The sequence below is a fragment of the Ideonella oryzae genome (assembly GCF_024055665.1).
Lineage (GTDB): Bacteria > Pseudomonadota > Gammaproteobacteria > Burkholderiales > Burkholderiaceae_C > Ideonella > Ideonella oryzae.
This window is the reverse complement of record NZ_JAMXMC010000009.1, coordinates 91,188-105,078: the sequence shown is the minus strand read 5'-3', so window position 1 is coordinate 105,078 and position 13,891 is coordinate 91,188. Positions and strand designations below refer to the sequence as shown.

Genomic DNA, 13,891 nt, shown 5'->3' with positions numbered 1-13,891 from the left:
ACTTTCGATGAGGAATCCGATCATGGCAACCCGCGATGACGCGCTGAGCCTGGCCCGCCGCACGGCGCTGGCCAGCTACGCCTGGGCACAGGCGGCCCGGCCCGCCGCACCCGCCTGGGCGGCGCTGCACCTGGGTGACGAGGTCTCGGCCCTGGCGCTGGGTACCGCGGCCCAACCGGCGCGGGTGATCGACGTGGACCTGGGCCTGGCGACCTTGGCCCGCCGCTTCTTTGCCTCGGACCGACCGGGCGAGGCCGCCATCGAGACCGCCATCGCCGAGGTCGAGGAGGCGATCATGCCGCTGCGTCCCGCCCTGCCGGCCGAGGCCTGGCTGGTCAGCACCGATGCCGCCGTGGCCGACGTGGCCGTGCAGGCGGGCCTCTCCTTGGACGCCGGGCCCGTCATGCTGGACCGTGAGACCGTGGAGGCCTTGTTCAACCGCTGGGCGGCGCTGGCACTGGGGCGGCCTGCCAGCCAGGATGCGCTGCCCATCGGGGGGCCGGTGGCCGGCCGCTTTGCCGCCACGCTGCTGGTGCTGCGCGAATGGTTGCACCACCTGCCGCAGGCCGTCCTCACCGTGGCCCGGCCGCAGACCTTGACCCAGGATTGACATGGAAATCGGTGTCTACACCTTCGGCGACCTGCCCACCGGCGCCCGCGACGCGGCCGCCGCGCGGCAGCGCCTGCACGAACTGGTGGCCGCGGCCCGGCTGGCCGATGAGGCGGGCCTGGACGTGTTCGGGGTGGGCGAACACCACCGCTCGGACTACGCCGTCTCGGCCCCCAGCGTGGTGTTGGGCGCGCTGACCACGGCCACGCGCCGCATCCGGCTCAGCAGTGCGGTGAGCATCCTCAGCTCCGCCGACCCGGTGCGCCTGTTCGAGGACTTCGCCACGCTGGACCTGCTCAGCGATGGACGCGCCGAGCTGATGGCCGGGCGAGGCGCGTTCGTCGAGTCCTTCCCGCTGTTCGGCTTTGCGCTGGAAGACTATGAGTCGCTGTTCACCGAAAAACTCGACCTGCTGCTGCGCCTGAACGCCGAGCCACGCATTCGCTGGCACGGCCAGCACCGGCCCGCGCTCCACGACGCGGAGGTGGCGCCGCGCCCGCTGCAGGCCGGCGGCCTGCCGATCTGGATCGCCGCGGGCGGCACGCCGCAGAGCGCGGTGCGCGCGGGCCGACTGGGCCTGCCGCTGAACCTGGCCAACATCGGCGGCAGCCCGGCGCAGTTCAAGCCCTTCATCGAGCTCTATCGCCAGAGTGGGCTGGAGGCCGGGCACGCCCTGAGCCGCTTGCAGGTGGCCGTGTCCTCGCATGGGCATCTGCAGCGTGACAGCCAGCGGGCCCGTGCGGAGTTCTATCCTTACTACCGCCACTACCTGCGCAACAACCTGCCGCAACGCGACCGCGGCTGGGAGGTGTCGGCGGCCGCTTATGAACAACTGGCCGGCCCGCAGGGCTGCCTGTTCGTCGGCAGCCCGCAGGAGGTGGTCGACAAGATCCTCTGCGAGCATGAGCTGTTTGGCCACCAGCGCTTCCTGATGCAACTGGACATTGGCGGCCAGCCCTATGCCATGGTGGCCCGCGCCATCGAACTGCTGGCCACCGAGGTCAAACCCCGTGTCCAGCAGGCGCTGGGCGCCTCCCTTTCCTCTTCCCCGTCCTCGCCTGTTTCCGGAGTTGAACCATGAGCACCGAACACATTGCTTCCACCACCCCGGGCCGCCTGCCCACCGTGTACATCCCGCACGGCGGTGGCCCCTGCTTCTTCATGGACTGGAACCCGCCACACGCCTGGGACAAGACGGCGGCCTACCTGCGCGGCATCGTCGAGAGCCTGCCGCAGCGGCCCCGCGCCATCGTGATGGTGTCAGCCCACTGGCTGGAGGGCGACTTCGCCGTCACCGGGGGCGCGCAGCCCGAGCAGATCTACGACTACTACGGCTTCCCGCCGCACACCTACGAGCTGAAGTACCCGGCACCGGGCGAGCCGGCCCTGGCCGAGCGCATCACCACCCTGCTGGGGCAGGCGGGCCTGTCCTCGCACATCGACGCGCGGCGTGGCTTCGACCACGGCATGTTCATCCCGCTGATGCTGATGGTGCCGCAGGCCGACATCCCGGTCGTGCAGCTCTCGCTGAACGTCTCGCTGGATCCGGCCGCCCACCTGGCGCTGGGCCGGGCGCTGCAACCCCTGCGTGACGAGGGCGTGCTGATCGTGGGCAGTGGCATGAGCTTCCACAACATGCGGGGCTATGGCGACCCGCGCTTCGGTCCGGTGTCCGACACCTTCGACGACTGGTTGACCGAAGCGGCGGAGGCCCCGGCCGCCGAGCGCGATGCCGCGCTGACCGCCTGGGCCGAAGCCCCGATGGCCCGCTGGTGCCATCCGCCGCGCGCCGAGGAGCACCTGCTGCCACTGATGGTGGTGGCCGGTGCCGCGGGCGAGGACCGGGGCCGCAAGGCCTTCTCCGACCGGGTCATGGAGACCACCTTGTCGGCCTTCAGCTTTGGTTAAGCTGGCAGATACCTCGGCGCGGGCGGACGGGGAGACAATCGCGCCGTGTTCTCCTCTGCTGCCGCTGTGGCGGCCCTGCCGGCCATGACCTCTGCCTCTTCGACCCAGCATTTCGACCCCGTCAGTCGGGCCTTCCACTGGCTGACCGCCATCGTCATCGTGGCGGCCTTCATCCTGGGGCCGGAACACTTCGGCCGCCTGATGCGCGATGGCCTGGACCCGGCCACCCGCTGGGACATCGTCTGGCACGAGAGCCTAGGCGTCTCGGTCTTCGTGCTGACGCTGCTGCGCCTGGTCTGGGTCGCCCTGCGGCCTGCCGCCCCCCGCTTCGACATGAACCCCTGGATGCAGCGCGCCGCTCGCATGTTGCAGGACGTCCTGTGGCTGCTGATGCTGCTGCTGCCCATCACCGCACTGCTGGCCCTGGGCAGCGAAGGCCACCCGCTGACCCTGCTGGGTGGCTTGCGCGTCGATCAGATGCCCTTCATCGCCAACAGCCCGCTGGCCGAGGCGGCCGACTGGGGCGAAGTGCATGGCTTTCTGGGTGACGCGATCCTGTGGCTGGCCGGTGCCCACGCTGCGGCCGCCATCTACCACCACGTGGTGCTGAAGGACGGCGTGCTGAAGTCGATGCTGCTGCCCGGGCGCGACGCTCACTGAGCGTCGAACACCCGCACCAGCGCGCGGCGGATGCCGCCGTAGCCGGTGCAGCGGCAAATGTTGCCGCACATCAGGGCCTCGGCCTCGGCCAGCGAGGGCCGGGGCTGCAGGCCCGCCAGATGGCTCATGGTCATCACCATGCCGGCGCTGCAGTAGCCGCACTGCACACCGCCGCATTCGGCCAGCGCCTGCCGCACCGGCAGGCTGGCCGGGTCGGCCGCCACCGATTCAATGGTGCGTACCGCGCGCCCTTCGAGCTGGTAGGCCATCAGCAGGCAGGCATTGGCTGGCGCATCGTCCAGCCACACCATGCAGGCGCCGCAGCGGCCCACCTCACAGCCGGGTTTGGCGCCGGTCAGGCCCCAGTGCTCGCGCAACAGCGTCAGCAGCCGGGTGTCGGGACGGCAGTCCACCTGCACCGGGTGGCCATTGAGCTGGAGCGTGACGGTGATCTGTCCCTTGGGCGAGGCGGTGTCGTTCATGCGGTCTGCTCCAGGAGGGCAATGACCTGTGCCGGCAGCACCGGCAACCGGGTGATCGGCTGCTGCAGCGCGGCCGCCAGCGCATTGGCCACCGCCGGTGTGGCGAAGTTGACGCTGATCTCGCCCGCGCCGCGCGGGCCGATCGGGTCGCCCTCGGGCAGGTTCTGGATCGCGATCAGGTCCATCTCGGGGGCGTCGGCCAGCGTGGGCACCAGGTAGGCGTCCAGGTTGCGGGCGGTGTAGTGGCCGCCTTCGCAGCGCAGGTCCTCCTGCGTGGCCATGGCCAGGCCCATCACGGCGCCGCCTTCCATCTGGCCCAGGTAGCCCTGCGGCGTCACCACCGGGCCCAGGGCGGTGCACATCACCAGCTTCTCCACCCGCACCATGCCGCTCCAGCTGTCCACCACCACCTGGGCCACCGCGGCACAGGCGCCGAACACGAAATGCACGTCGGGCGCGTTGCCGGCAGGGTCCTCGGGCGGCAGTTCGATGCACAGCGTCGGGCGATCGCGGCCCAGGGTTTGGGCCAGGGCCGCATGGCTCAGGCGCAGGCCCTGGCCGTCGTGCACACCGCCGGGGCCCAGGCGCAGGGTGTGCGCGTCCACCTGCAACTGCGCGGCCGCGGCCCCAAGCAGCGCCGCTTGCCAGGCCGGGCGGGCCTGGGTCACCGCCCGCCAGACCAGCGTGGTGGCACGCGATGCGGCCACCGGGCCGGAATCGGGCGCACGCCGGGTGTCGCCCAGCACCGGGCGCACCTCGTCGGGGCCGCAGCCCAGTTGATCGACGCAGGTGGCGCGGATGGCGCCCACCAGGTTCTGGCCCAGCTCGGTGAAGCTGGTGCGCAGCTCGATCGCGCCGTCCTCGGCCAGGGCCAGGGTCATGCGGCTGGCGCTGGGGCCGTTCTTGCCGAAGCCGTCGCTGCGGTGCACCAGGGCCAGGCCGATGCCGTGGCGGTAGCGGCCGTCGGCACTGCGCCAGTGGTGCGGGTTGTCACGCCACAGCGGCTGCTGGCGGGCCACGTCCAGCGCGCGCTGCGGGCCGTCGAAGGGCACGACCTGCTGGCCCAGCGGGCCCGGGTCGGTGGGGGCCACCAGGTTCAGGGCACGGAAGGCGTCCGGCGCCAGGCCCACCCGGGCGGCCAGCCGGTCCATCTGCTGCTCCAGCGCGTACTGCACCTGCACCGCACCAAAGCCGCGGAAGGCGCCGGCCACGCCGTTGTTGGTGTAGGCCAGGCGGGCGTTGATCTGCACCGCCTGGTGGCGGTAGGGGCCGGGCGCGTGTTCGACCGCGGCGTCCAGCACCTCGGGGCCATGGGTGGCGTAGGCGCCGGTGTCGGCCAGGATGTCCACGTCGTGCACCGTCAGCCGGCCGGCCGCGTCGCAGCCGGTGCGCATGCGGATGCGCATCGGGTGGCGCTTGACGCCGAAGTCGGTCGATTGCGGCCGGCTCAGGTGCAGCCGCACCGGCTGTTGCGTGGCCCAGGCCAGCAGCGCGGCGATGGGTTGCACGGTCAGCTCGTCCTTGCCGCCGTAGGAGCCGCCCACCGGCGTGCCGGTGGCATGCACCTTCTCGCGCGGCAGGGCCAGCAGGTCGGCGATGACCTGGGCTTCGCGCACGGGGTTGTGGCCGCCAAAGAACAGGCGCAGCCCGCCCTGGCCATCCGGCTCGGCCACGCCGCCCTCGGTCTCCAGGAAGGCGTGCATCTGGCGCGGCGTGGTGTAGCGGTCTTCCACCCAGTGCACGGTGGCAGCCTCGGCGGCGGCCCAGTCGCCGTGGGCGTGCTGCACCGCGTGCAGCAGGTTGCCGCCGGCATGCACCCAGGCTTCGGGGGGCAGGTCCGGGGCCAGCGCGGCGGCGGGGTCGTCGACCAGCGGCAGGCTCTCGTAGTCCACGCGGATCAACTCCCGCGCCGCGTAGGCGGTGGCCAGGTCCACCGCGGCGATGGCGGCCACCGGGTCGCCCACGTAGCGCACCTTGTCGCGGCACAGCACCGGCCGGTCCACCTTGCGCAGGCCGTAGTCGGCCACGCCGGGGATGTCGGCATGGGTCAGCACCGCCACCGCGCCGGGCAGGGCGCGGGCGGCTGAGCAGTCGATGCGCAGGATGCGCGCATGCGGATGCGGGCTGCCCAGGATCAGCCCGCGCAGCTGGCCGGGCACGATGCGGTCGGTCAGGAAGCCGGGCTGGCCGCCGAGCTTGGCGGTGGCGTCCGGCCGGATGTCGGTGGGCAGATGCTCTGCCGGTCGCAGCAGCTGGTGCGGAGTGTCGAAGGAGGAAGGCATGGCCGGGCGGGTCAGAGCAGGCCGCAGTGGCCGGCGATCAGGCGGCTGACCATCAGGGCCAGCTCGGCGGGCAGATGGGCCTGGCAGGCGCGGCGCACCGCGGCCAGGTCGGGCGTCGCGGCGCCCGGCTGGCCCAGCAGGGCCTCGACGTCCGTCAGGCGGCGGATGGGGGTGCCCGGCGCCCCGGCGGCGGCGCGCAGCAGGCTCAGGCCGCGCTCGGGCCGGGCCCAGCGCAAGGCCACCCGCACCCGGGCGGGGGAGAAGGCGGCCCGGTAGCCCACCTTCTCGAAGGCCGTGTGCACGGGGTGATGGTCGGCCCGCGGCAGGCGAAAGCCCAGCAGAAGCGGCAGCACCGTGCGCTGCAGCACCTCCACCAGGGGCGCATGCGAGCCGTCGGCCAGCCGGGCTTCGGCGTCCAGCACCAGCAGCACCGGGCCGGTGTCACCCACGCCCCAGCCCACGTTGCCGCCCAGCGTGCCCAGGCGGCGCACGCCCAGGGCGCCCAGCTGGCCCAGCGCTTCGCTGAGCAGCGGGGCCTGGGCGCGCACCCGCGGGTCGGTGCGCACCGTCTCCAGCCGCGCGCCGGCACCGATGTGCAGGTGGTGGTCGTCCAGTGTGATCTGCTGGGTCTCGGGCCAGGTCTGCAGGTTGATGAAGCAGACGCCGTCCGGCGCCAGGCGTGGTTCGTCCCAGCCCTGTTGCAGCACCGTGCCACCGGCGATGAAACAGGCGCGCGGCCCCAGCCGGTCGGCCAGGGCCTGGGCGGCTTGCGGGCTGGGCGGGGTGACGAGGTCCATCGTGGCCTCAGGCCGTCAGCGGCTGGCCCAGAACCGCTGCTGCTGCGCGGCGAACTCGGCTTCCAGTTCGGGCACCGGGCCGATCAGCTCGACCGGCTTCTGGCCGTGGTCGTACACATAGCGCGAGGACACGCTCATCGTCGGGTTCTCGGCATGGCTGCCGGTGTGCGCCAGCAGCGCGGCCTCGGTCATGCCGAAGACCACGCGGCCGATGTTGGCCCAGTAGGCGGTGCCGGCGCACATGCAGCAGGGCTCCACCGTGGTGTAGAGCGTGCAGCCCCACAGGAACTCGGGCGTGAAGTTGGTGGCGGCCACCCGCGCCAGGGTCGACTCGGCGTGGTTGACGCTGTCGATGTTGCACTGCTCCTGCAGCACCGTCTCCTGGTCCGGCCCGACCAGGATCGCGCCGAACGGGTGGTGGCCCAGGGCCACCGCCCGCTCGGCCACGCGCTGGGCATGGCGCAGGTGGCGGTGGATCTGCTCGGTGCTGGGGGACAGGCCCTGGGCGGGCAGCGGGGTCGGGGCGGTCATGGCTGGGCTCGGAGAAGGTAGGGGCGGCGCCAGGCTCAGGACTGCGCCTGCTGGCTCCAGGGGAACAGTCGCCGGTGCAGCAGCTGGACGATGCCGTAGAGCGTCAGGCTGCACAGCACCAGCAGGATCAGCGCGGCGAAGGCCACCGGCACCTTGAAGGACGAGGTGGCAAACAGGATCAGGTAGCCCAGGCCCTTCTCGGCGGCCACGAACTCGGCCACCACCGCGCCGACCACCGACAGCGTGATCGACACCTTCAGCGCCGAGAACACATAGGGCACGGCAAAGGGCATGCGGATCTGCCAGTACTGCCGGGCGTCGGTGGCGCGCAGCGAGCGGGAGAGCTCGATCAGCTCGGCGGGCACCGAGGACAGGCCCAGTGCGGTGGAGACCACCAGCGGGAAGAAGGAGATCAGTGTGGTGATGACCACGCGCGGCAGCACGCCGGCGCCCAGCGTGACGACGATGATCGGCGCGATGGCGACGATGGGGGTGGACTGGATCACCACCAGCCAGGGCATGACGATGCGCGACAGCAGGGCCGAGCGGGTGATGGCCACCGCCAGTGGCAGGGCCAGCGCGATGGCCAGCGCGTAGCCGGCCAGGGCCACCGAGAGCGTGGCGCCCAGGTGGTCCAGCCAGCGGCCGGGGCCCAACTCCAGCGCGGCATGCCCGATGGCGCTGGGCGCGGGCAGGATGTACTCAGGCAGGGCGAAGAGGCGGCAGGCCGCTTCCCAGCCGGCCAGCACCCCCAGGAAGACGATCAGCGAGACGTGGCGTTGCAGCAGGGCGGGCATGGCGGCCTCATTCGGGTTTTCGGCTGAAGACCTGCACGCGGATGTCGTTGGCCATCTGCGTGAACCGCGGATCGGCCAGCGTGGCCAGCGTGCGCGGGCGCGCCAATGGCACGTCGATGATGTCGGCCACCCGGCCCGGGCGGGCGCTCATCACGACGATGCGGTCGGACAGCAGCAGGGCCTCCTGGATCGAATGGGTGACGAAGACCACGGTCTTGGGCCGCTCGTTCCAGATGCGCAGCAGCTCGAAGCTCATCTCGTCCCGGGTGAGCGCATCCAGCGCCGAGAAGGGCTCGTCCATCAGCAGGATCTCGGGGTCGTGCAGCAGCGAACGGGCGATGGACACCCGCTGCTGCATGCCGCCCGAGAGCTCGTCGGGCCGCTTGTGGCCGAAGTCCTGCAGGCCGATCATCGCCAGCAGCTCGCGCGCCCGCACCAGATCCTTCTCGTCGACCCGGCCGTACTTGTGCTTCATCGGGAAAGTGATGTTGTCCAGCACGCTCAGCCAGGGCAGCAGCGTGGGCTTCTGGAACACCATGCCGATCTCGTCGCGCGGCTCGGTCACCGGCAGGTCGAAGATGCGGACCTCGCCGGAGGTGGGGCGCAGCAGCCCGGCGATGAGCCGCAGGATGGTGGACTTGCCGCAGCCCGATGGCCCGATCAGCGAGACGAACTCGTGCCGGCGCAGGCGCAGGTCCACGTCCTGCAGCGCGGTGACCGGGCTGCCGTCGCTGGAGACGAAGGTCTGCGTGACCGCGTTCAGGTCGATGACCGGGGAAGGGGCTGCAGGCATCCGTCCACCCGCCTTACTTGGCCAGGAAGCTGCGGTCGACCAGCTTTTCCGGATCGACCTTGGTCGGCGCATAGTTCATGGACTTGGCCACCCACTGCCAGGTCTCGCCCAGCAGCTTGGGTTCGAAGCGGCCTATGCCGTCACGCTTGCTGATCTCGTTTTGCAGCAGCGGGATCGAGGCCTCGAACTCGGCCTTGGCCACGGCCACGTCGGTCTCGGGCACCTGGGCCTTCAGGTCCTCGGCGGCCTTCTGAGGGTTCTGGATCGCGAAGGCCAGTGACTTGTTGAGGGCCTTCAGGTAGCGCTTGAGCACCTCCGGGCGTTCCTTGATGGTCTTGTCGCTGGCCATCACCGACCAGCCATAGCCGTCCAGACCGAACTGCGACCAGGGCAGCACATGCAGCTCCTTGCCGGCCTGCTTGAGCACACTGGAGAAGCCCGGGGCCACGGTGACCCAGTTGATCGTGGCGTCGACCCGGCCCTGGGCCAGCATCGGGGCCAGCGTGGCGGGGTCGGCCTTGATGATCTTGACCTTCTCCGGGTCCACGCCGTTCTTCTGCAGCACCACCGGCCAGAGCTGGTTGGACGAGGAGAAGGTGGGCATGGCCACCGTCTTGCCCTCGACGTCCTTGAGGCTCTTGATCTTGGTGTCGGCGCGGGTGAACAGCGCATCCGGTCCCTTGGAGTACAGCGACATCACCGCCTTGACCGGCACGCCGCTTTCGGCGGCGGCCATCATCAGTGCCGAGATGCCACCGAAGCCGACATCGGCCGCGCCGGCACCGATCTTGGTCACCGCATCGGACGAGCCGCGGCCCGGCACGATCTTCACGTCCAGCCCTTCGGCCTTGAAGAAGCCTTCCTGCACGCCGGCATAGACGAAGGACTTGTCGCCGCCAGGCAGCCAGTCCAGTTGCACGGTCAGTGTGTCGGCGGCCATGGCACCGGCCGATCCGGCCAACAGCAGCGAGGCGAAAAGAGGACGCAAGGTCATGGGAACTCCTGGAACAACGGGGGAGGGAAGGACGCGTGGGGAGGATTCGTCAGGCGCGGGCCGGGCGGGCCTGCGGGGGCATCGGCAGGCCGTCCAGCGCCGGCAGCAGGGCGCGGGTCAGGGCCTCGGGGCAGGCCAGCTGCGGCACGTGGCCGCAGTCCAGGCTGATGCCGTGGGCTCCCGGCACGAGGGCTTGCATGCGGCGTTGCAGCGGCAGCGTGACCGAGCGGTCCTGCCGGCATTCCACATAGATCCGCGGGATGCGGCCGAAGCGTTCGGGGGTGAGCTGGTTGAGCATGACGCGGCCGGTTTCGGGTTGGGCACACAGGCGCTGGCTGGCCTGCCGTGCCGCTGCTGGCGGACAGTCGTGCATAAACAGTGCCACCCCGGCGTCTGGCGGCACCCAGCTGGTCTGCCGGTCGGCGGACCACTGCAGAAAGGGGTCGATGCCGGTGTAGTGGAAACCGGGGTCGGCGGCCTGGCACTGGGCGATCACATCGCCATAGCCCACGCCGCTGGGCAGCATCATGCCGGCCAGGTAGACCAGTGCGCGCACCCGCTCGGGTGCGGCTTCCGCCACCTGCGAGGCGGTGATGCCGCCGCCGCTGTGGCCCAGCACCACGGCCGGCTCGCCGAGCTGCTCCAGCAGGTCGGCCACATGCCGGGTGTAGCCCGCCAGCGTGGCATCGCTGGCGCGTTCGGGGTGGGCATCGTTGCCGGGCAGGTCCACCGCGTGCACGGTCCAGCCGGCGGCTTCGAGCATCGGGGTCCAGGCGGCAAAGGCCCAGCGGCCCTGCCAGGCCCCGTGGATCAGGACGATGTGGGGCATGGGCTCAGCCGTAGGTGCGGCGGTAGCACGCGATCTGGTGTTCCTCCACCGTCACGGCGGGGTACTTGGGCGCCTCTCCGGGGGCCAGGCAGGTGGGCAGGCATTCCACCCGGTGCTGCAGGTTGCCGGTGAAGAAGAAGGGCACCGAATAGCGCTCCCGGCCGGAGAGGTTGATCACCCGGTGCAGGGTGGAAACGTAGCGGTCGTTGGTCCAGCGGGCCAGCAGGTCACCGATGTTGACCACGAAGGCGCCGGGCACCGGCGGGGCGTCGATCCAGTGGCGTTGCTGGCTGTCCCAGACCTGCAGACCGCCCGCGTCGTCCTGCAGCAGCAGGGTGATGCCGCCGAAATCGGTGTGGGCGCCACAGCCTTTCTCGCCGGGCTGGGGGTTGGCCGGCTGCGGGGGGTAGTGCAGCAGACGCAGCGTGGCCGACGGGTCCTCCAGGTAGGCGTCAAAGTGGTCGGGCGGCAGGTCCAGCGACAGCGCCAGGCCGCGCATCAGGGTCTCGCCCAGGGCCAGGGCGGCGGCATGGTAGCGGGTCATCACCGGCGCGAAGTCCGGCAGCGCCGCTGGCCACTGGTTGGGGCCGGTGTTGAAACGACCGGCCTGCACGCGCGGGTCGTCGGGCGGTACCTCGGCACCGATGTAGAAGCTCTCCTTCAGATCCGGCGGGGCGCCGCTCTCGAGCGTCTGCGCCTTCAGCGGCTCGTAGCCGCGGTTGCAGGGCGAGAGCCGCTTGTCCACCGCCAGCTTGTCGTCCATGCCCAGGTCGAAGAAGCGCTGGCTGGCGGCAAAGACCTGGGCGATCAGCGCCGCGTCGATGCCGTGGTGGGTGACATAGAAGAAGCCGTGGTTCAGGCAGGCCTGGCGCAACTGGTCGGCCACGGCACGCTGGGCCACCGGATCGGCGCCACGCAGGCCGCGGATGTCGATCAGCGGCAGGCCCGGGGAGGCGGGGGCGGTCTCGGAAGGCATGGGGGTCACAGGCGGGAGCGGGGGGCGCTGAAGCGGGGGAATGCGGACCAGTGTAGGAAGCGGTCTGTGCGTCGGATAGCACTGAATTTGGCGCAGGGTGATGCCGAAATGAGACCGCTGCATGCCTCAGGTCAAGCCATGGCCTTGCGCTGGTGCGTGGCCGGCCTCAGCCTGCCCGTCGGTGGTGCCTTGTGCACCAGAGCGTGGCAGGCGCAGCGCCACACGCTCCTCGTCCTCGCGCCATTCGATGGCCTCGGCCACGATGCGGTTGAAGGCATCCAGGGCGGCGGGTGGGGTGCGGCCCGCGCGGACATAGACACCCAGCTCCGAGCACAGCGGCGTGGGGGTGTCCAGCGGCACGTGCACCAGGCGGCCCTCGCGCAGTTCGCGCTCCAGGCCCAGCCGGCTCTGGAAGAACAGGCCCACGCCACGTTCCACCAGGCTCTTGGCCAGCTCGATCGAGGAGGTTTCCAGTAGCACCTGGAGGGTGCGCCGGTGGTGGGCGATGATGGGCTGCAGCAGGCCGTGCATGGACAGCTCGGACGCCGGCAGGATCAGCGGGTAGCTGGCGCAGGTGGCGAAGTCCACCCGGCTCAGGCGGGCAATGGGGTGTTCCGGCGGCACGATGGCGCCCAGCGCGAAGCGGCCCACCGTGCACTGGCGCAGGCTGTCATGGCGGCGGATCGAGAAGCCGATGCCCACGTCGGCCTCGCCCTGGATCACCGCCTGCGCGGCCTGCTCCGAGCCGCAGGTGCGCACCTGGATCTGGATGGTCGGGTAGCGGCGGTGCATCTGGGTCAGCACGGCCGGCATCAGGTCGGCGTTCAGGCCCTCCACCGCGGCCACGCTGACCGCGCCACGGCGCACGCCGCGCAGCATCTCCAGCTCGGTCTTCAGGCGCTGCTCGTCCTGCAGCACCGTGATGACATGGCGCGAGAAGACCTCGCCGGCCGGCGTCAGCCGCAGCCCGGTGGACATGCGCTCGAACAGCGGCGTGCCGATCTCGCCTTCCAGCTGCAGCAGCTGCCGGTTGACCGCCGAGGAGGCCACGTGCAGGCGCCGGGCCGCCTCACGGATCGAGCCGCTGCGGCGGATCATGTCGAAGTAGGTGATGGCGCGGGCATGGACGTGCATGCCCGCGCCGCGTGCAGAGGCCGTGCCAGGCCCGGCATCACCGTCGGCGCCGTGCTGCCGAATCGGCATCAGGTCAGCGCCGAGGCACAGGCGCTGGCCGGTGCGGGGTCCAGCAGCCGGTTCTTCTCCGCCAGCAGTTGGGCCAGGATGCTGACCGCGATTTCTGGTGGGCGTTTGCTGCCCAGCGGCAGCCCCACCGGGCCGCGCAGCCGGGCCAGCTGGGCCACGCTCAGGCCGAAGTGCTCGCGCAGCCGGGCCCGGCGGGCGTCGTTGCTGCGCTGCGAACCCAGTGCACCGACCAGGAAGGCCGGGGTGGTCAGTGCCTCCATCAGGGCCAGGTCGTCCAGCTTGGGGTCGTGGGTGAGGGTGACCACCGCGCTGTGGGCATCGGGGGCGAAGGCCAGCGTGGCGTCGTCGGGCATGTCGCGCCGCAGCGCCACCTGGGGCGGCAGGGTGTCACCTTCCATCTCGGGGCGAGGGTCGCAGACGGTCACCGCGAAGCCGCAGCTCATCGCCATCGGGGCCAGGTAGCCGGCGATCTGGTTGGCACCGATCAGCAGCAGGCGGTACTGCGTGCCCAGGGTCTGCGTCAGGCGCCGGCCGTCCCAGCGCAGGGGCTGGCCCACACCCATCGCCGGCAGCAAAAGCCACTGGCCCGAGAGGCTGTCCACCCGCCGCATGCGCCGCTCGCCCCCGGTCAGCGCGGTCAACAGGTCTTGCATGGCCTCGGCGGGCGGGTCGGGTTCCAGCAGCACGCCAAGCTGCCCTCCGCAGGGCAGGCCGGCGCGGCGGGCCTGCCCCGTGTCCACGCCGTACTGACGGACCTCGGGCAGGGCGCCGGCCGTGGCCATGCGGGTCCGGGCGTGGTCGACCAGGTCGTCCTCGACGCAGCCGCCCGAAACCGACCCTTCGGTGCGGCCATCGTCGCGGATGACCAGCAGTGAGCCGACCGGCCGGGGTGCGGAGCCCCAGGTGCTCAGGACGGTGGCCAGCGCGACGCGGTGGCCGGCCTGCTGCCAGGCCACGGCGGCGCGCAGGGCGGCAATGTCGGGAAAGTGCATGATTTCTACAATCCGGATCCGGTGGTCGTTCCGCGGC

The 13,891-nt window shown here is 71.3% G+C and carries 15 protein-coding genes; 4 read left to right on the top strand and 11 right to left on the bottom strand.

Features of this window, described 5'->3' with window-relative positions; translation table 11 throughout:
- Positions 1-22 precede the first annotated feature (22 nt).
- The 4 genes from M0L44_RS16105 to M0L44_RS16090 are packed head-to-tail and all read left to right on the top strand — an operon-like array spanning position 23 to position 3,178.
- Positions 23-610 carry a hypothetical protein gene (locus tag M0L44_RS16105; protein ID WP_252770830.1) on the top strand — a complete coding sequence of 196 codons (588 nt, stop codon included), beginning with the start codon at positions 23-25 and terminating at the stop codon, positions 608-610.
- A 1-nt stretch (position 611) separates the two neighbouring features.
- Positions 612-1,691: an LLM class flavin-dependent oxidoreductase gene (locus M0L44_RS16100; RefSeq protein WP_252770829.1), complete on the top strand. Its 1,080-nt coding sequence runs from the start codon at positions 612-614 to the stop codon at positions 1,689-1,691.
- Positions 1,688-2,518 carry a DODA-type extradiol aromatic ring-opening family dioxygenase gene (locus tag M0L44_RS16095; RefSeq protein ID WP_252770828.1) on the top strand — a complete coding sequence of 277 codons (831 nt, stop codon included), beginning with the start codon at positions 1,688-1,690 and terminating at the stop codon, positions 2,516-2,518. The genes M0L44_RS16100 and M0L44_RS16095 overlap by 4 nt, the downstream gene beginning before the upstream one ends.
- Before the next feature lie 45 nt (positions 2,519-2,563).
- A complete protein-coding gene (locus M0L44_RS16090; RefSeq protein WP_252770827.1) occupies positions 2,564-3,178 on the top strand; it encodes a cytochrome b in 615 nt (204 codons plus the stop codon).
- Here the strand turns inward: M0L44_RS16090 and M0L44_RS16085 are convergent.
- The 11 genes from M0L44_RS16085 to M0L44_RS16035 form a co-directional block, all read right to left on the bottom strand.
- Complete coding sequence (locus M0L44_RS16085) at positions 3,172-3,660, bottom strand: (2Fe-2S)-binding protein (protein WP_252770826.1); 489 nt, start codon at positions 3,658-3,660, stop codon at positions 3,172-3,174. The genes M0L44_RS16090 and M0L44_RS16085 overlap by 7 nt on opposite strands.
- On the bottom strand, positions 3,657-5,942 hold the full coding sequence (locus M0L44_RS16080; RefSeq protein WP_252770825.1) for a xanthine dehydrogenase family protein molybdopterin-binding subunit: 2,286 nt from the start codon (positions 5,940-5,942) through the stop codon (positions 3,657-3,659). The genes M0L44_RS16085 and M0L44_RS16080 overlap by 4 nt, the downstream gene beginning before the upstream one ends.
- 11 nt (positions 5,943-5,953) lie before the next feature.
- Positions 5,954-6,739, bottom strand: a complete 786-nt coding sequence (locus M0L44_RS16075; RefSeq protein WP_252770824.1) for an FAD binding domain-containing protein — start codon at positions 6,737-6,739, stop codon at positions 5,954-5,956.
- A gap of 15 nt (positions 6,740-6,754) precedes the next feature.
- Entirely contained in the window at positions 6,755-7,270 is a 516-nt protein-coding gene (locus M0L44_RS16070; protein WP_252770823.1) for a nucleoside deaminase, read from the bottom strand.
- Positions 7,271-7,305: 35 nt separating this feature from the next.
- Complete coding sequence (locus M0L44_RS16065; RefSeq protein WP_252770822.1) at positions 7,306-8,067, bottom strand: ABC transporter permease; 762 nt, start codon at positions 8,065-8,067, stop codon at positions 7,306-7,308.
- Positions 8,068-8,074: 7 nt separating this feature from the next.
- Positions 8,075-8,860, bottom strand: a complete 786-nt coding sequence (locus M0L44_RS16060; RefSeq protein ID WP_252770821.1) for an ABC transporter ATP-binding protein — start codon at positions 8,858-8,860, stop codon at positions 8,075-8,077.
- 13 nt (positions 8,861-8,873) lie between these two features.
- Positions 8,874-9,854, bottom strand: a complete 981-nt coding sequence (locus tag M0L44_RS16055) for an ABC transporter substrate-binding protein (RefSeq protein ID WP_252770820.1) — start codon at positions 9,852-9,854, stop codon at positions 8,874-8,876.
- Positions 9,855-9,903: 49 nt separating this feature from the next.
- Positions 9,904-10,683, bottom strand: a complete 780-nt coding sequence (locus M0L44_RS16050; RefSeq protein ID WP_252770819.1) for an alpha/beta fold hydrolase — start codon at positions 10,681-10,683, stop codon at positions 9,904-9,906.
- Between the two features lie 4 nt (positions 10,684-10,687).
- On the bottom strand, positions 10,688-11,659 hold the full coding sequence (locus tag M0L44_RS16045; RefSeq protein ID WP_252770818.1) for an isopenicillin N synthase family dioxygenase: 972 nt from the start codon (positions 11,657-11,659) through the stop codon (positions 10,688-10,690).
- Positions 11,660-11,785: 126 nt separating this feature from the next.
- Positions 11,786-12,793 carry a LysR family transcriptional regulator gene (locus M0L44_RS16040; RefSeq protein ID WP_252770975.1) on the bottom strand — a complete coding sequence of 336 codons (1,008 nt, stop codon included), beginning with the start codon at positions 12,791-12,793 and terminating at the stop codon, positions 11,786-11,788.
- Between the two features lie 68 nt (positions 12,794-12,861).
- Entirely contained in the window at positions 12,862-13,854 is a 993-nt protein-coding gene (locus M0L44_RS16035) for an XdhC family protein (RefSeq protein ID WP_252770817.1), read from the bottom strand.
- Positions 13,855-13,891 lie beyond the last annotated feature (37 nt).